The 15,997-nt window shown below is 70.3% G+C and carries 18 protein-coding genes and 1 pseudogene; 5 read left to right on the forward strand and 14 right to left on the reverse strand.

What is annotated here, in order from left to right:
* Positions 1-55 precede the first annotated feature (55 nt).
* Genes J7E91_RS31475 through J7E91_RS31485 form a run of 3 tightly spaced genes read left to right on the forward strand, consistent with a single transcriptional unit; the run spans position 56 to position 3,182 of the window.
* Positions 56-1,078: a DUF3179 domain-containing protein gene (locus J7E91_RS31475; RefSeq protein ID WP_308377516.1), complete on the forward strand. Its 1,023-nt coding sequence runs from the start codon at positions 56-58 to the stop codon at positions 1,076-1,078.
* Positions 1,075-1,773: a hypothetical protein gene (locus tag J7E91_RS31480; RefSeq protein ID WP_251016538.1), complete on the forward strand. Its 699-nt coding sequence runs from the start codon at positions 1,075-1,077 to the stop codon at positions 1,771-1,773. Before J7E91_RS31475 ends, J7E91_RS31480 begins: the two co-directional genes overlap by 4 nt.
* Positions 1,774-1,805: 32 nt before the next feature.
* Positions 1,806-3,182, forward strand: coding sequence for an NAD(P)/FAD-dependent oxidoreductase (locus tag J7E91_RS31485; RefSeq protein WP_214910267.1), 1,377 nt, complete (start codon positions 1,806-1,808; stop codon positions 3,180-3,182).
* A gap of 355 nt (positions 3,183-3,537) precedes the next feature.
* Here J7E91_RS31485 and J7E91_RS31490 read toward each other — a convergent pair whose 3' ends face one another.
* Positions 3,538-4,107 carry an SRPBCC family protein gene (locus J7E91_RS31490; protein ID WP_214910268.1) on the reverse strand — a complete coding sequence of 190 codons (570 nt, stop codon included), beginning with the start codon at positions 4,105-4,107 and terminating at the stop codon, positions 3,538-3,540.
* Positions 4,108-4,254: 147 nt separating this feature from the next.
* Between J7E91_RS31490 and J7E91_RS31495 the strand changes: the two genes are divergently transcribed.
* Positions 4,255-4,926: a CDP-alcohol phosphatidyltransferase family protein gene (locus J7E91_RS31495; RefSeq protein WP_214910270.1), complete on the forward strand. Its 672-nt coding sequence runs from the start codon at positions 4,255-4,257 to the stop codon at positions 4,924-4,926.
* A 10-nt stretch (positions 4,927-4,936) separates the two neighbouring features.
* Here J7E91_RS31495 and J7E91_RS31500 read toward each other — a convergent pair whose 3' ends face one another.
* The 3 genes from J7E91_RS31500 to J7E91_RS37435 form a co-directional block, all read right to left on the reverse strand.
* A complete protein-coding gene (locus J7E91_RS31500; RefSeq protein WP_214910272.1) occupies positions 4,937-5,257 on the reverse strand; it encodes a DUF427 domain-containing protein in 321 nt (106 codons plus the stop codon).
* A gap of 74 nt (positions 5,258-5,331) precedes the next feature.
* A complete protein-coding gene (locus tag J7E91_RS31505; RefSeq protein WP_374224809.1) occupies positions 5,332-5,628 on the reverse strand; it encodes a MerR family DNA-binding protein in 297 nt (98 codons plus the stop codon).
* On the reverse strand, positions 5,583-5,756 hold the full coding sequence (locus tag J7E91_RS37435) for a MerR family DNA-binding transcriptional regulator (RefSeq protein ID WP_374224810.1): 174 nt from the start codon (positions 5,754-5,756) through the stop codon (positions 5,583-5,585). Before J7E91_RS37435 ends, J7E91_RS31505 begins: the two co-directional genes overlap by 46 nt.
* 89 nt (positions 5,757-5,845) lie before the next feature.
* Between J7E91_RS37435 and J7E91_RS31510 the strand changes: the two genes are divergently transcribed.
* Positions 5,846-6,181, forward strand: a complete 336-nt coding sequence (locus J7E91_RS31510; protein WP_214910273.1) for a thioredoxin family protein — start codon at positions 5,846-5,848, stop codon at positions 6,179-6,181.
* A gap of 69 nt (positions 6,182-6,250) precedes the next feature.
* Here the strand turns inward: J7E91_RS31510 and J7E91_RS31515 are convergent, their stop codons facing one another.
* The 10 genes and pseudogenes from J7E91_RS31515 to J7E91_RS36895 all read right to left on the reverse strand — a co-directional run.
* Entirely contained in the window at positions 6,251-6,748 is a 498-nt protein-coding gene (locus J7E91_RS31515; RefSeq protein WP_214910274.1) for a hypothetical protein, read from the reverse strand.
* Between the two features lies 1 nt (position 6,749).
* On the reverse strand, positions 6,750-8,009 hold the full coding sequence (locus J7E91_RS36430; protein ID WP_251016540.1) for a hypothetical protein: 1,260 nt from the start codon (positions 8,007-8,009) through the stop codon (positions 6,750-6,752).
* Complete coding sequence (locus tag J7E91_RS36435) at positions 8,006-8,443, reverse strand: hypothetical protein (RefSeq protein ID WP_251016541.1); 438 nt, start codon at positions 8,441-8,443, stop codon at positions 8,006-8,008. The genes J7E91_RS36430 and J7E91_RS36435 overlap by 4 nt, the downstream gene beginning before the upstream one ends.
* Before the next feature lie 5 nt (positions 8,444-8,448).
* On the reverse strand, positions 8,449-8,769 hold the full coding sequence (locus tag J7E91_RS36440; protein ID WP_251016542.1) for a hypothetical protein: 321 nt from the start codon (positions 8,767-8,769) through the stop codon (positions 8,449-8,451).
* 12 nt (positions 8,770-8,781) lie between these two features.
* Positions 8,782-10,542, reverse strand: coding sequence for a hypothetical protein (locus tag J7E91_RS31525; RefSeq protein WP_251016543.1), 1,761 nt, complete (start codon positions 10,540-10,542; stop codon positions 8,782-8,784).
* Entirely contained in the window at positions 10,542-11,927 is a 1,386-nt protein-coding gene (locus J7E91_RS31530; RefSeq protein WP_214910285.1) for a site-specific integrase, read from the reverse strand. Before J7E91_RS31530 ends, J7E91_RS31525 begins: the two co-directional genes overlap by 1 nt.
* Positions 11,928-12,089: 162 nt before the next feature.
* On the reverse strand, positions 12,090-12,890 hold the full coding sequence (locus tag J7E91_RS31535; RefSeq protein ID WP_214910275.1) for an MFS transporter: 801 nt from the start codon (positions 12,888-12,890) through the stop codon (positions 12,090-12,092).
* Entirely contained in the window at positions 12,887-14,887 is a 2,001-nt protein-coding gene (locus J7E91_RS31540) for an ATP-binding cassette domain-containing protein (protein ID WP_214910276.1), read from the reverse strand. The genes J7E91_RS31535 and J7E91_RS31540 overlap by 4 nt, the downstream gene beginning before the upstream one ends.
* A gap of 473 nt (positions 14,888-15,360) precedes the next feature.
* Entirely contained in the window at positions 15,361-15,666 is a 306-nt protein-coding gene (locus tag J7E91_RS31545) for a 5'-3' exonuclease H3TH domain-containing protein (protein ID WP_374224811.1), read from the reverse strand.
* A 42-nt stretch (positions 15,667-15,708) separates the two neighbouring features.
* Positions 15,709-15,963, reverse strand: a pseudogene (locus J7E91_RS36895) (hypothetical protein); the annotation flags it as partial.
* Positions 15,964-15,997 lie beyond the last annotated feature (34 nt).

Consider the following 15,997-nt stretch of genomic DNA (forward strand, 5'->3'; position numbering starts at 1 on the left):
AAGGCGGTGTTCGCCGCCGCGCGAGCCCGCATCCCGGGGGATCGGGAGGTGCCAGGTGAACGGTCAGCAGTCCCCGCGCCCACCGCGCCGGCAGGTGCTCAAGGGTGCGGGCGTGATCGGCGGAGTCGTCGTCCTGCTCGTCGGCGGGGGCGTGGTCGGCTGGCAGACCCTCGCCGACCGCCCGGATCCGGTGACGGCCGTGCAGCCGGGCCAGGACCCGTCCCTGGAGGCGCTCGCCGGTGCCGCCGTGTCCGGCGGGCCGGGCAAGGACGGCATCCCCTCCATTGACAAGCCCCGCTTCGTCCCGGCGCGCGACGCCGGGTTCCTCGACGACAACGATCCGGTCTTCGGCTTGGAGTATCGCGGTGAGGTGAGGGCGTACCCGCAGCTTGTCCTGGTGTGGCACGAGATCGTCAACGACACGGTGGCCGGCGAGCCGCTCGCGGTCACCTACTGCCCGCTGACGGGCACGGTCATCGGCTTCTCCGCCCCGCCCGGCGTCCAGGACCTGACGTTCGGCACCACCGGCCGCCTGGTCAACTCCAATCTGCTGATGCACGACCGGCAGACCGGGTCCGAGTGGCCCCAGCTGCTTGGCACTGCGGTGAGCGGCACGCTCAAGGGCACGAAACTGGCCACCGTCTCGCTGGTGTGGACCACGTGGAAGCAGTGGCGGACCGCCCACCCCGACACCGAGGTGCTGTCCACCGACACCGGTGCGCTGCGCAGCTACGGCAGCGACCCCTACGGCTCCTACCCGGGTCGCAGCGGCTACTACGTCAAGGGCGGCCCGCTCTTCCCCGTTCTCGCCACGAGTGACCGCTTCGACGACAAGCACGTGGTCATCGGCGTACGGGTCGGTGGCGGGCGTCTGGCCATCGACAAGGACCTCGTGAGGGCGCACCGCATCGTGCGCGCGGACGTCGGCGGCACGCAGGTGGAGGCCCGCTGGGACGAGAAGCTGGGCACGGCCCGCGTCGTCCAGCGCGATGGGGAGCGGTGGGTTCCGGCGGACTTCCTCGACGCCATGTGGTTCGCCTGGTACTCCTTCTACCCCAACAGCCAGGTGCGGACATGAGCAGGCTGCTGACCGTACTCGCCGCAGCGGGCGGTGCCTGGGGCGGCACCGTTGCCGCGATCGCTGCCACGCCCCGGCGGGTGCGTGCCGCCCTCGCCGTTCGCCGCTACCGCAGGGCCGCACTGATCGCCGCGACCCTCACCCTGGTGCTTTACCTGTTCTCCATCGGCGACCTCGCCGTATCGGGCTCGGGCCGGTTCACCGGCGCCCCACTCGCGCGGGCCGCGCCGGATCAGCTGTTTACGGCGCGGGCGCCATACCTGTTCGAGCCGGTCCTCGCCTGGCATCCCACCAGCCACCTCGCAGTCTTCATCAGCCCGGTCAACCTGCTGCTCGGCGCGATCGTGGCCGCCCTGGTGGGATGCAACATCGCCGTCACCGCCCACGCCGCCCGGCAGAACGCCTCCTGCCGCGGCAGCCGCTACGCCCGGCTCCTCGCTGTGCTTCCGTCGTTCCTGCTCGGCTTCGCCTGCTGCGTTCCGGCCTTTGTGCTGGTGCTCGGTGCGAGTACCGCCGCCGCCCTCCTGCCGGTCCTGATCCCCCTGCGCCCGGTGTTCTACCCGCTCACCCTGGTGATGCTCACCGGCACGCTGGTCTGGGGCACCTCGCGGACCGCCCGCACCACACGCGCGAGGCGCACCGGCGACGTGGCGGCGCCCACACACCCCGCTGTCCCCGATACGCAAGGACCGTGACCGTCGGGCACGGTTGTTCAAGGAGGTCGCTCATGGCGCGCGTACCGCACGAAGTCGATGCCGTGGTGATCGGCATGGGGGTCGGTGGTGAACATGCCGCCGAGCGTCTGGCCGAGGAAGGGCTGGACGTGGTCGGGGTGGAGGCGGAACTGGTCGGCGGGGAGTGCCCGTACTGGGCGTGCATCCCGAGCAAGATGATGATCCGCGCCGGCAACCTGCTCGCCGAGGCTAGGCGTGTGCCCGGCATGGCCGGAGACGTCCAGGTGGCCGCCAGCTTCGCGCCGGTCGCGTCCCGGATCCGGGAGGAGGCCACCGACGACTGGAACGACCAGGTGGCCGTCGACCGGTTCACCCGCAAGGGCGGGCACTTCGTGCGTGGCCGTGCCCGCCTGGCCGGCCCCGGCCGCGTGGAGGCCGACGGGCAGGCGTTCAGTGTCCGGCGCGCGGTGGTGCTGGCCACCGGCAGCCGCCCGCAGATACCGCCCGTCCCCGGCCTGGAGGCCACACCGTACTGGACCAACCGGCAGGCAGTCTCTGCCAAGGAGCCCCCGGACTCACTGCTCGTGCTCGGCGGCGGCGCCATCGGCGTGGAGCTGGCGCAGGCGTTCGCCCGCTTCGGCACCGCGGTCACCGTCGTCGAAGCGATGCAGCACCTGCTCCCCGCGGAAGAACCCGCCGTCGGCACCCTCCTGGCCGACGTGCTGGAAGACGAGGGCGTCACCGTACGCACAGCAGCCCGGGCCACCGGCGTGGCCCACGCGGACGACGCCTTCCGGCTCACCCTGGAGGGCGGGCAGGAGATCACCGGACAGCACCTGCTGGTGGCCACCGGACGCCGGCCGCACCTGGCCGGGCTCGGCCTGGAGAGCATCGGGCTCGACCCACACGCCCGCGCACTGGCCGTGGATGGGCAGATGCGGGCCGCACCAGGGATCTGGGGCGTCGGCGACGTCACCGGACAGGGCCTGTTCACGCATGTCGCGATGTACCAGGCCGAGATCGCCGTACGCGACATCCTCGGCCGGCGCGGACCGGACGCGGACTACCGGGCGCTGCCCCGGGTCACCTTCACCGACCCCGAAGTCGGCTCCGTCGGGCTGACCGAACACGCCGCCCGCGAGCAGGGCCTTCGAGCACGCACCGGCACCGCGCGAGTGCCCTCTTCCGCACGCGGATGGATCCACAAGGCCGGCAACGACGGCCTGATCAAACTCGTCGAGGACGCCGACCGCGGCGTCCTGATCGGGGCCACCTCCGCCGGCCCGGCCGGCGGCGAGGTCCTCTACGGGCTGGCCGTGGCCATCCAGATGGAGGTCCCGGTCGACAGACTGCGGCACATGATGTTCGCCTACCCCACCTTCCACCGCGCCGTGGAAGACGCCCTCGCCGACCTCGGCCCTGGCCACTGACTGGCCAGGGGGCACGGACGCACCACAGCGGGGCGGCCGACCCCGCGCACGGCCGGTCAACGGTGAGGAGGAGGCAGCCAGCAGAACACCGCCCGCGTGAGCGCCCTGGTCAGCCAGTCGCCCACTCGATCACGCACCCGCGCCGGACCCCGGGCACCGCGGGAGGTGACCAGCCCCTCAGGCGCCGGCGCGCCGCCCGGCGCCGGCCTCAACTCATGCTGCGTCCCGGCCCGCCGGGCCATCCCGCTCGGCCGCGCCACCATGTCTCATCGCCGCCTTCCCTCTCAGCGCGAAACGGACACCCGCCCGCACTCCACCGCCTCCGTCGGCCCGCTGTGCGGGACCGGCGAGCCGCTCACCGCAGAGTCGAGCGCCGCTCCGCCTCCTGCCGGACCGCGGCCAGGGATGCGGCGACGGTCGCTTCCCACCGTGGGGCGACCAGGGCGCCCCACCACTGCCCGGCCCGCCACAGATCCGTGGCGAGCTCGCCCTCGTAGACCAGCCGCGTACCGGACTCGTGCTCGGTGAGGGTGAACGATTCGGCGACCGCCGGGACGGGCCCGCGCACCAGGCGGAAGTCGACCCTTTCTGGGCGGGTGAACCGCACCGTCTCCACCGTCGTCGCGGTCAGCCGCCCGCCCGTGACCGGGGTGCGATGGGCGGCGAGCACCATGTTGCTGCCCTGCTCCAGCACCGTGACCTTCTCGCGCATCGCTCGGGTGGCCCTGCCCAGATACGGCTGGGCGATGACGTCGAACACGACCTCACGCGGTGCCGCGATGTCGACGGTCTGAGGCCCCAGCGGCCGTCTGCGCCGCCCGACTCCCACATCCAGCGGCAGTGCCCCCGTCACCAGCCCCAGATACCCGCCCGCCACACTCGCGCCCGCTACGGTCACCGCCCCCAGAGCACCGATCCACGCCATTGCCCGACCTCTCCACGTGTCCGTCCCTGTCTCACCTACGACGCTAGGCCGGGCATGTCCGCCGATCAGTGAGCGCGCTCACCTTCCTCCCGGCGCGTCGCCCCCTACCCTGAGCGCTATCGCCGTCGTGGTGGAGGACCAAGCAACGTGGAGCCCGTTTCCGAGATGGCCGACAGCCGTGCCGCGACGAACGCGCTGCTGGCCGAGCTGCGTGCAGACACCCTCGCCCCGGCCGCCGTCGTGCGCTTCCTCGGCCACGCCGCGCACCGGTCGCTGCTCCAGGCCGCCCGCCGCCCCCGTGCCCTGGCCGAGCTCACCGCCCTGCACGCCGTCCTGTACACGCTGGCGGCCGGCAGGCGGCCCGGACCGGGCTGGGTGGCCGCCAGCTGGGGCCTCACCGCCTCGCACCTGGGGCTGCTGGAACACCGCACCCGCCTTGCCCCCGCGGACGTCCTGACGCTGCTGCGCGGCAACCTCCCCGCCCTGCCCGGCGGAACCGGTCGCGCCTCCGGCATCCTGGCGGTCGGCCTCGATCTCGCCGACGGGCGCCTCGCCCGCCATCAGGGCACGGCCTCCCCCTTCGGCGACTACGCCGACACCTTCGCCGACGCCGCGTTCTGGACGTGGCTCACCCTGCGCCACGAACCCAGCCCCGCCGTACGGGCGGCGGCCATCGCCGCCTGGGCACTGCCCGTCGTCACCGTCACCAGCGTCGCCCTGCGCCGCGGCGCCATGCCCGAGCGGCCCCGCCCCGTCCTGCTGCGCCCGGCCGCCGTCCTGCAGACCGTTGTCGCCCTCCGGCACCTGGTCCGCCGCTGACCCGCATCGGTCACTGACCGCTGTCTGCCGGCGCATCCGGCTCCGGCGCGCCCTCCACGCGTACGCCCTGCCAGAACGCCACATGATCCTTGATCTTCCGGGCCAGGGGGCTGGGCTTGGGGTAGTACCAGGCGGCATCCGGGTTCGTCAGCCCGTCGACCTCGAGGCTGTAGTAGCGGGCCACTCCCTTCCAGAAGCACAGCGACCTGGTCCTGCTCGGCGTGAGGTACTGCCGGTGCAGCGACTCGGGCGGGAAGTAGTGGTTGCCCTCGACGATCACCGTGCGCGGGGTCTCCGCGATCACCGTTCCGTTCCACACCGCACGCAGCATGGCCTTGCTCCTCACCGTGAACCCGGACGGTATGTCCTGGGAGCCTTCACGCTAGGCGGGCCCGGCCGGCCGGTTCAGTGAGGACGCTCACCAACCGCGCTGCCCGCCCCGGTGAGGATGCGGCACACCTCGGCGTCGGTACAGTCGGCGGGATCGGTCGCAGCGGCCCGCTCCGCCAGCCCCCGCAGCACCGTCCTGGTGGCGCGCAGCTCGGCCAGACGCCGGTCGATGTCCTGGAGATGCGCCTCGACGAGTGCCGCGACGTGGGCGCAGGGAGAGGCGCCGGCATCGCGCAGAGCGAGCACGGAGCGGATCTCGGCCAGGCTCAGCCCCGCGCCCTGGGCGTCACGGATGAACGACAGCCGCCGCACCGTCTGTGGCGGATAGTCGCGATAGCCGCCCGCGGTACGGGGGGGGCGGGCAGCAGCCCAGCCTGCTCGTAGAACCGGAGCGTCTTCGCCGTCACCCCGCTGACGGCGGCAAGGTCACCGATGCGCATGCCTCCAGGCTAGCCCTTGACCTTCCAGCGCACTGGAAGGTCTACCGTCCACACACAGCAAGAAGAACCATGTCAGGAAGGGGGCCGCCATGAACCACTCCGAGACTGAGACGGCGCGCGTCACGGTGCTGACCGTGCCCGACTGCCCGAACGCCCCGCTCATCCGCGAGCGCATCACCGAGGCTCTCCATGGCCGGGTCGTACCGGTGGAATGGATCGAGGTCCACGACGCGGACGAAGCCGTCCGGCAGGGGATGTCAGGCTCGCCCACCCTCCTGCTGGACGGAGCCGACCCGTTCGCAGAGGAGGGCCTCCAAACGGGGCTGTCCTGTCGGCTCTACCGCCATGCCGACGGCACGACCGAGGGGGCACCGGCCGCTGCGGACCTGCGCCGAGTCCTGGCTGAGAGCGGTGTGCTGCCCTGACCGCAGCACCGGCACACCCGGGGCGCCGCAGCACCACAACGACCGGGATCCGCGCGCATGGACCGGAGTTCAGCTGCACGATCCGTAGGGGGCGGCTCCTCTCTGAGCCCGGGGAAGTGCCCGGAGATTGGACGGTGCGGCCAGGGCCTCCCGAAGCCGTTGGATCTCCATCTGCTGGGCGGCGATTTGGGAGAGCGCTCGCTGCTTGAACTCGCCGAGTTCGGCAAGCTGCTCCTGCCGCTCGGCGAGCCGGTCCTTCAACCCGGCTACCTGACTCTTGAGGCGTTCGACCTGGGCGGCTCGTGGGTCGGGTGCGGCGCCGGCCTCGCGCAGTGCGGCCAGGCGGCGCTCGAACTCCTCGGCAAGGTGCTGGTACGGGCCGGGCCGCGGTGAGCCGTCGCGGTTCCTCTTGGGATAGAAACCGGTGCGGGCGACCCCGGCCTGGGTCGCGAGGGTCTTGACGTCGCACTTGCCGCCCGCGGGAACGTCACCGGCAAGCAGCCGTTCCATGACCTGCCGAATGGCCGTCTCGTTGTTCCGCCGGGTCTCGTCGCTGATGCGGGCCACGTCATGCCCCCGTTCCGCAGAGGGCGTCGATCTCGGCCAGCACCCGTTCATCTCGGGCGAGTTCCGTACTCAGCCGGGCTTTCTCCGTCCGCTGTGCGCGTCCGATGGTGGCGATGAAGACCTGCTTGCTTTCGGTGCTGGCCGCCCATACCGGGCGGTGCCCGGCATGGTGGGTGGCCTGGGGGCATCGCGCTGAATCGCACATGCCGATCAAGGGCTCTGTCGCCCCGTGGGCGCGGGCCCCGGCGAGCTTGAGGCACAGCGCCTTGGACGGATCGAGGAACCAGCAGTAGTTCGCCGGCCCCAGGTGCAGGGACTTGGCCCGCTTGGCGAGCAGGTTCGTCACCTCCTGGTCGCTGCGTTTGATGTTCGGCGCCCCAGAGAAGTCCAGCTGTTCGTCGACGAACGAGAAGAAGTCCAGGAGGTCGCCGGCACCAGGCCCCGCAGGCCGGATACCGTTCTGGTAGTCGTGGAACGCGTCGAGGGCGACGCGCATCTTGTGCTCTCGCTCCTCTTGGCCGAACTCGGCCATCAGCACCGACTGTGCCCCACCGGGGCGGTCCGCGTAGCCCTCGGTGGTGACCACGGAAATATGCTTGAGATGGATCTTGGCGGCCAGCAGACCACCGGGCCGGTGCGCCATTTCCACCGCGAGGGTTCTCCGTAGCATCCGCAGGCTGACCGGCACCTCGGGGATCGGCGCCAGCCCAAGGCGACGGCCGTCTGGGCCATTGACCCAGGTCAGGAACCATTCATACGGGGTGAAGAAGGAGAGCGACTTGAAGAGGTGACCGGTGTTCTTCACCGGGTCGGCGAGTGAGGCGGCCACACCGGCGGTGTCGTACGCCTGCTTGATGGTCACCCACTGGTCGTGTTCACCACCCAGCTTCCGGCCCTTGATGATCTTGCCCTTCAGGCGGTAGCGGAGGCGGCCCTCGCCGAGCTGTTCGGGAGGCTGGCGGCAGTCGTGGGTCAGCTCAGCCAGTTCGCTCTTGCGCATTCCGGTCAGTGCGGCGAGCACGATGAGGCAGGCTGTGCGGGCCCGGGAGAGCTGCAGTCGGGCCTCGGTGGTGTTCATCGGCAGGGTCCAGGGAACGGTGCCCCGTCCGTCCGCGCGTTCGACCGGGGCGGCCGTCCGGCCCCAGCGTTTGGATAGGCCGACTTCCCTGACGGCCTTCTCCAGGTGGCCGCGCAGGGTTGGCAGCCACGTGTAGTGGAAGGCGTGCCGACCGGTCTCGTGGGCGAGGGAGACCAGGTTCACCCGCAGCAGCGGATCGTCCGGAGACCAGCCGTCCGTTCGATGGCGTGCGGTGCCAGCACCTCCACCACGTACAGGGCTGCCGCCACGAGCGGTTGGAAGACGTCGTTGCTCAGCGGCGGTGTCGTGTTGCCGGTCCGACGGACCATCCCGGCGACGGAGTACGCCGTGCGTCGTCCCCACGGACGGAATCCCGACACGTAGCCGCCGGTGGAGAACAATTCGGTGTAGTAGCCCAGCTCCTGGATGACCGCCACTACGTCCATGCGGTAGCCGGGGCTGCTGTCGCGGATCACGACGCCGTGCTTGTCCCGTACCTTCTTGCGAAGTTCCAGGTAGGCGGCGCAGTGCGGCTGGGTGACCTCCCCGAGATCGTCCACGCCTTGTTCGGTGAGCCAGTTCAGCCAGCCGGTCAGCACGGTCAGCCGCCCGTGCACCGTGGCTATCTGTAGGGCGTTCGGTAGGCGTGGGCAAGCTCCCGCACGGCGTGGTGGTCCGGTGCGAGCCGGGCGAAGATGAACTCCTTCGCGAGTTCCCTCCACTGGGGATTGAAGATCTCGGTGAAGGACAAGATCCGCGCGTGCCGCGCAAGGTAGCGCGGCAGCCCGATGACACCGGTGAAGTCCCAGATTGCGTCGTCGAAGTGAGGATGGGGGCCCGCGCCGTGGACCGGCAGACTGGCCGCAGTGCACACGTCTTCACCTCGAAAGACGGAGCGAGAAAAGGTGGCCGCGAGGCCCGTGGGCCGGTGCAGGGTGGTCATACGGTGTGCTCCTCAGGTCGCAGGGGAAGCTCGGCATCGGAGTCGGTGACCTCGGCAGCGGCTGCCCGTAGCGCGTGCTCGGAGAAGTACCGGTCGGGGGTCAGGATCTCGTCGAGACGGTGGGCGTACGGGCCGAAGACGGGGATGAACTCGGCGGTGGTCATCTGCTGCCACTGGCGGGAGAAGAACGCCCGTAGTCGCAGCAGGTTCGGCAGATGGCGGGGGGCGAACAAGGCCAGCGGGCACAGCAGGCACACCCACGGGCGTGCCGGACAGGGCTTGCCCTTCGGCCCGTGGACCCGACAGTTGGTCTCCACATGCGGCGGTGAATACGTCGCGTTCCCCGGACAGGAGCTGCACCAAGGCGTTGTCGTCCAGGCCGAGCCGCTTCATGTGCTCGGGATAGTTCTCCACCAGGTCGGCCATTTCGGCGGTGGCCAGCACCAAAGGCGGCAGCGCCCGGCGCACCAGGTCCTCCTGTGCCTGGGCGATGATGTCTTCCGCCGCCTCGCGCTGAGCCGGCGTCGTGTTCGTCAGGTAGTGGTCCCCCTCGATGCCGGGGGACCGATTCGGATCGAGCGTGGTCCGGCGGCTGCCGCGCCAGTGTGATCGGTCTTTCAGCGCGTCGTGGGTCGTGCGGATGCGGTGCCGGTGAAGGGCCAGGGGGAGACCGTCGTCGCCGGTCATCTGCGTGGGGTGATCGTCCTCGTCGACGGCTTGGCGGCGCTCAACCCAGCGGACTACGGACAGGCGCGTGGCCGGCTTGGCCAGCCATCGCTCTCCCGCCCACGTGCCGCTCGGCGTGAAACGCACCCAGAGCTCGGGGCGCAACCCCTCGGGCGCGAATCGGCGGGCCACCGCGGAGTGATCGAGCCACTGTTCCAGCAGGCGAGTGGCCTGACGTGACAGAGCAAGGCTCTCCGCCGCCGTGCGGCCCTTGACGTAGCTGAGGAGGATCTTCTCGTCACCCGCCCACTCGATGTCGTCGAGTCCCAGGTCCGCGATCCCGTCCGGCACGATGCCGGTGTAGGCGCCGAACAGCAGCTGATAGGCGATGATCACATCCAGGGTCGGGATCAGCGGATCCAGCACCGCGCGAAGTCCGGCACCGTATCTCTGCCGGAAGGGGAACGAGCCGCTCTCTGCCATCTCCTTGACAAGCGCGTCGGGCCCGTTGTGAACCACCAGCCAGTGATGGGCAGTGCGCTCACGGAGCGAAGCCCCTGGCTCGTCAACCGACGAAGCCTGCTCACGGGCCGCGCAGAACGCGCGATAGGCGCCATCGACCTCGGCCCGGCAGGTACGGATGAGGCGAGCCCATTCGGCCTCGCTGTACGGCTGGTGCGAGCCATACCGCTCGCCCGTGTTGAACAGCCGGCCATCGACGAACGCGCGCACATCCGGCGCCAGAATCTGATCCTGGTCATCCGCGCATCGCAACATCGCCCGTAGCGCGCTCTCCTGGGAGGACCGCACCCCCTGCCGCCAGTACCGGGCGAGGAGCGCGCGCGTCAGGTCGGAAGCCGCGCCGGAGAACCCGAACTCGACCAGCCAGTCGGTGAAGCCGCGGACGGCCGTGAGGTACAGGTCGAAGCCGCCCGCGCTGTCGACCTGCCCGTGCGGATGTACAAGATCCGTAGCACCCTCCAGCAGGGTGCGCGCCAGCTCCGGGAGCTCCACTGGCCGCAGCACGCGCAGGCGACGGCGATACTCCGACCCGTCGCTGAAGATGCAGTGCACACCCAGCGGGTCTAGGGTGACGGTGGCCGGCATCAGAGCACCGCCGGCTCGTCGTCGAACTCGGTCCCGAGCTCCAGCTCGACGTCCTCGTCCAGCAGCCCGTACTCCTTGCCGACCCGCCGGTACAGGGAAGTGAACAGGCGCAGTACGTCCAGGCGGTGCAGGTACGATTCCGTGGTCAGCGAGCTGGTATGTCCGAGCAGATCGCGCAGAATCAGCAGCGGCTCCTGCGTCCGCAGGTAGTGCGCCAGGGCGGCATCGTCATCGGTGTCGCGGACCTGCCGAGCGGCCTGCTCGTACCAGCCGCGCATCAGTCGCGCCATGGTCGCCATTGCCATGGTGTGACGCAACCGGTGCGGGTTGACATGCGGGAAGCGCGGCTCGTATCGCTCGCGGATGCGGTCGGAGGTTCTGGCGAAGACCGTGGACCATCCGGTGAAGGGGCGTCCCTGGCCCCACACCGACAGCAGCATCGAACCTCCCTCCGGGGCGACCAGACGCCGCCGCTCGTCAGGGCCGAGTGAACTCCACCGCACACGGACCCCGTTAACGCGTCCGCCTCGCTCGTCGGCGTCCGTCACGAACAGCGGCTCTCCCCAGCGGGCCGGCGGACGCCACGACGATCCGAACGTCGCCGCTGCCCGGTCGAGGGCGATGTATGAGTGCAGTTCAGCCAGCGAGTCGTAATCGATCCACGACTCGCGGTACTTGCTTCCCTTGGTGATACCGGAGGGGACCGGGAACGACACGGGCACCGCAGTCCGTCGCGAGGGGAGCAGTGGCACTTCGCAGGCCAGCAGGTACGTGTACTCCTGGCTTCGCAGACCGCTGGAGACGATCAACCGGCCGATCGCTGAGTTCCGGGCCAACTCCCGCCCCCGGTACCTCGGATCCCGCTCCCCGTCAGGATCCAACCCCGCCAACGCCTTGAGGAAGATGTCCGTGAAGTCGTCGTCGAGATACTTGATCGTCACATGAGGCTTCGCCTGGCGCCGCCGTGACTGGTTGACCCGCCCGCGACGGACTTGCCCCTTGAAAGCCCAGACCGCCTGCCGGTATGTGAACGGATCGGAGTCCGCGTACTCCTCGTCCTTCGCCCACTTGTAGAACCCGGCCAGTATCCCCATGTTCTGGTTCCACGTGGAGGCTTCGAAGCGGTGCTTGATAGGGCCCTGGGCCCGATACACGGAGTACGCGCTCAATGCTGCCTTCAGGCGACGCCGCGTGTCGAAAAGGACGACCCCGCGCCCGGATATGAACTCCAGCCACTCACGCACCGTACGCACGTAGTAGGGCCACGAGTTCGGCGATGGGCATCCATTCGCTGGCAGCTCGCAGGCCCAGCAGTTGATCACGGTGGTGGGCCGGACGCCGTTGCTGTCCTCGAAGAGGAGGTCGTCGTCGAACAGCAACGGCATCCCCTCCGGGATCGCCGGCCTGAACGCGAGCCCCCAGGACTCCCAGCCCGCTGATGAGTACGTCGATTGGTGCATGGCCGATGAGTATCAATGCAACCCGGCGGACTGCAACAAGCAAACAAGCAGGTCAGGTGGGGTATCAGACAGTAAGCAACATTGTCGTTAAGCGGGAACAAGCAGGTACAGCGCCCACAGGGTGTTGAGCGCGGCCAGTGCCAGCGAGGTGGTGGCGTTGACCCAGGTGAGCACGCTCAGCCGGTGGTCGTCGCGCACGTATCGCAGGCCCTCGGCGATCTCCGTCCGCAGTCGGCGCCGCCCGGTCCGCGTCGGGGTGGTCTCGCGGGCCTGGATACGGGAAGTGCACCAGGCGCTGAGGAGGTAGGAGCCGACGTCTCCGAGCAGGGCGCGGGCAGGGCCGAGCAGCGCGGTCAGTGCGGCGCCGAGGTTGCTGCCGCCGGTCGCGGCGATCGCGAACAGGCTCCCGATGCGGCTGTTGCTCCGCTGGATCAGGGACCGGTCGACCAGGGTCGGTAGCAAGCTGATCGCCGCCGCATCGTGCACTACGCCCGCGGCACCCTGAACCGCGGCGACGACCATGAGCTGCGCCAGGGTCAGTACGTCGAGGGCCGCGGCCACCGGTACCGTCGCCAGCGCTGTAGCGCTGACCAGGTCACCGGTGATCATCTGCCGTCGCTTGGAGTGCCGGTCGGCGAGCGCACCGGCGTGCAGAGCGAGCAGTGCGGGCGGCAGTTGCCCCCAGAACGCCAGCCAGGCCACCTGGCCGGGCGTCGCGTCGAGCTCGAGTACGGCGAGCACCGGGATCGCCATCGAGCTGATCGAGCTGCCGGCCACGCCGGCGGTCTGGCCGGTGAGGTACCGCCGGAAGTCGCGGTGCCGCCACAACGACGTGGACGAGGGGCCACCGGGCCCGGTGAGCGGGGGAGTGGTGGTGGAGGGGTTCACCGGCCCGCCTCCTCGGCTGTGGCGGTGCCGGCCTGGTAGGCGCTGGCCTGCAGGGTGAACATGGCGGCGTAGTCGCCGCCGCCGGCCATGAGTTCGTCGTGGGATCCGGATTCGACGATGCGGCCGCTGTCGAAGACGAGGATGCGGTCGCAGTCGACGACGCTGGCGAGCCGGTGGGAGATCAGCACGGTGATCTGGTCGGTGCGCAGTCGGCCGCGCAGAACGGCCTCGTACACGGCGTGCTCGGACGGCGGGTCCATGCTCGCCGTCGGCTCGTCCAGGAGCAGCAGCGGCGCCGCCTGGTACAGGCCCCGGGCGACGGCGATCTTCGCCCACTGCCCGCCGGAGAGCTGCTGTCCGCCCTTGAACCGTTTGGACAGCAGCGTCGTCCACTGAGCGGGAAGTGCGGCGATGACCCCGTCGGCTCCTGCGGCCCGCGCGGCGGCCATGGCTCGCTGGGGCTCGGCCTGGGTGAGCGTGCCGGTTCCGGCGGTGATGTTCGACAGCGCGCTGAAGGGGAACCGCACCGGGTCCTGCAGCACACAGGCGACCTGCCGGTGCACCGACTTGGCGTCCATCTGCCGTACGTCGATGCCGTCCCAGCTCACGCTCCCCTTCTGCGGCTCGTACAGACCGGCCAGCACCTTGGCGCAGGTCGACTTCCCCGATCCGTTGAGGCCGACGAACGCCACCGTCTCCCCGGCGCGGAGGGTGAAGGAGACGCCGTTGAGCGCCGGGGTGTCCTTGCCGGGGTAGGTGAAGTGGACGTCCTGGACGGTGATTTCCTTCACCTGCTCTGGCGCCCGTGCCTCGGCCGTACGGGGCAGGAGACGGCGACTGCGCTCCTGGACGGCGAGGAGGTCGTCGACCCACAGGGCGTGCTCGTAGACGAGGTGGGCGATCTCGATGAGCTGGGTGAGGGAGGACCGTCCGGACTGGATGGCCAGGACCGCGCCGGCGCCTGCGGCGAGGGGAAGCCACCCGGCGATCAGCATGGCGGCGAGCGCGGCGTAGGTGATGCCGGTGCCGACTCCGCCGACCGCTCGGCCGGCGAGGTTGATCAGGGCCGCGTTCACGCCCAGGCGGGTGTCCTCCTCGGCGATCTTGACGGTCAGGCGGCGGTGCTCGTCCAGCAGGGCGTCCTGGGCCGTGTCGGAGCGCAGCTCCGCGGCCGCGTCCACGTCGAGCAGCAGCCAGGAGAAGACCCGGACGCGGCGTTGCAGCGCGTTCCAGCGCTTGAAGGAGCGGAAGCGGGCCCGCGCGCTGCGCACGGCGGCCGCCCCCACCGGCAGGACGGACAACAACAACAGCGGGAGCAGGGCGGGGTGGAGGACGCTCAGGACACCGGCGGTGCCGATGAGTCCGAGGGCCGCGGAAGCCAGGGAGACGACCTGCCCCACGATCATCCGGGCGTAGAACAGCCCGCGGTCGTTGGCACGGTGCACCTCGTCGTGCCAGTCGGCGTCCTCGACGGCCTCCAGCCGTACGTGCGCGGTGAGGCTCAGGAACTCGCATTCGAGCGCGATGCGGATCTTGGGCGTGACGCGCGCCTGAGCCATTGAGACGGCGGCCTCCAGCAGGGCCCGGGCGGCGAGGAAGCCCGCGACGAGGAGGATCTGGGGGATGGCCGCGCGTACCCGATCGGGCGTGGGGCCCTGTGCGAACAGGTGCTGGAGCACTCCGACCGAGGCGATCAGCCCGAAGGCGGCCATCGCGGCCGAGGCCAGCTGGCAGACGACGGCCGTGATGGTGGACGCGCGGTCCGCCTGCCAGGCGAGCCGCCCGATCAGGGCGGTGATCCTGGGCAGACGCACCAGGACCTGGCGCACCGTGGCGCTGGCGGCAGCGCCGTCGTGGACGGACCAGTACGCCTCCTCCATCGCATCGGCCATGTCGCCGTCCTCCGGGCCGGCGGGCACGGTCCTCGGCGGCAGGGGCAGCGGGGCGGACCGCGGCCCGGGAACGCCGCTGGATGCTGCATCGACGGGCTCGCTCATGCCGCCCACCTCGTATCCGGTCGTGCCGAGCGCCCTGCGCGAACGTCAAGGCGCTGCAAGGCGGGTGAAGGGCTGGCCGGGGCAGACCGCTGCTGTTCGAATCCAAGAGGGAAAAGGGCGGGGGCAGGTACGGGATTCATGGTGTCCTCCATTTGGGCGGTCGGTTGGCACTGGTGCTCTAAGAACGTCTGCAATCTGAGGCGGTCACGGCCCCGGAAGGGCGAATCGACCGAACTCACGTGCGGTACGACTGTGCGGGGCAACCCCCACACGCCTCGGCGGTTTCGAACTCACACGTTCGAGTGGTCGCTGGCGCGCAGCACCCGATCAGGGGCTTGCGCGGTCCTCCGTACGTCCGGCTCAGGCGACGTGGCGGTGCATCGGAGAGGCCGAAGAAGCGGGGAACCGGGCCAGTTGCCGTACCGGCGGTGGCCCGGGGCATGTCGAAGCCCATTCCGCGATCTTGGGAGCGGTCACCACAGGCCAAGGGCTTGCAGGACCTCCGTCGCCTTGGGCATCGGAGCGGTGGGCAGCGAGGTGAGGAGGTTCTCGGGGAGGTCCACCTTGGTGCCCAGCTTGATCATTTCCCGCCAGTGCAGGGCCTGCGGCCACTGTTCAGTCCAGGCCGGGCGCAGCTCGCTGGAGGGAATGTCCTCCAGTCGGCGCCCTCCGGTCAGGAGGCGGGCGGCGGTCTTGGGGCCGATGCCTCGGATGCCGGCAATGTTGTCTGCGGGATCGCCGGTCAACGCGCGGTAGTCGGCTGACAGTTCAGCGCACACGCGGTAGCGGGGGTGGATGTGCTCGCCGGCCGTGTACCGGCGGTCCTGGGCGAGGCCGGTGTTCAGCAGCCGCACACTCGGTTCGGCCAGGAGCTGGATGTAGTCCTTGTCGGTGCTCATGATGTCCACCGCGCGGCCGGTGCCGCGAGCGCGGGTGACCAGGGTGGCGATGACGTCGTCCGCCTCACAGTTCTCCTGCTCGATCCAGCGGATGCCGCTGTGGTCGAGGGCGTCCTTGACGAGGGTGAGGAATTCGATGACGCCGGGCTCCGGCCGGTGGGCCTTGTAGTCGCTGTCCTGTCCGGCCCGGGGTCACGTCCGCTGGAGTGGT

This window comes from Streptomyces sp. ISL-99 (assembly GCF_018614005.1).
GTDB classification, from domain to species: Bacteria; Actinomycetota; Actinomycetes; order Streptomycetales; family Streptomycetaceae; genus Streptomyces; species Streptomyces flavidovirens.

Coding starts and splice junctions, on each gene's coding strand:
- J7E91_RS37435 (WP_374224810.1), bottom strand. CDS start 5,756: ATGCGCATCGGTGACCTTGCCGCCGTCAGCGGGGTGACGGCGAAGACG.
- J7E91_RS31540 (WP_214910276.1), bottom strand. CDS start 14,887: ATGAGCGAGCCCGTCGATGCAGCATCCAGCGGCGTTCCCGGGCCGCGG.
- J7E91_RS31500 (WP_214910272.1), bottom strand. CDS start 5,257: ATGCTGCGTGCGGTGTGGAACGGAACGGTGATCGCGGAGACCCCGCGC.
- J7E91_RS36440 (WP_251016542.1), bottom strand. CDS start 8,769: ATGACCACCCTGCACCGGCCCACGGGCCTCGCGGCCACCTTTTCTCGC.
- J7E91_RS31480 (WP_251016538.1), top strand. CDS start 1,075: ATGAGCAGGCTGCTGACCGTACTCGCCGCAGCGGGCGGTGCCTGGGGC.
- J7E91_RS31490 (WP_214910268.1), bottom strand. CDS start 4,107: ATGGCGTGGATCGGTGCTCTGGGGGCGGTGACCGTAGCGGGCGCGAGT.
- J7E91_RS31510 (WP_214910273.1), top strand. CDS start 5,846: ATGAACCACTCCGAGACTGAGACGGCGCGCGTCACGGTGCTGACCGTG.
- J7E91_RS31485 (WP_214910267.1), top strand. CDS start 1,806: ATGGCGCGCGTACCGCACGAAGTCGATGCCGTGGTGATCGGCATGGGG.
- J7E91_RS31530 (WP_214910285.1), bottom strand. CDS start 11,927: ATGCCGTTGCTGTTCGACGACGACCTCCTCTTCGAGGACAGCAACGGC.
- J7E91_RS31525 (WP_251016543.1), bottom strand. CDS start 10,542: ATGCCGGCCACCGTCACCCTAGACCCGCTGGGTGTGCACTGCATCTTC.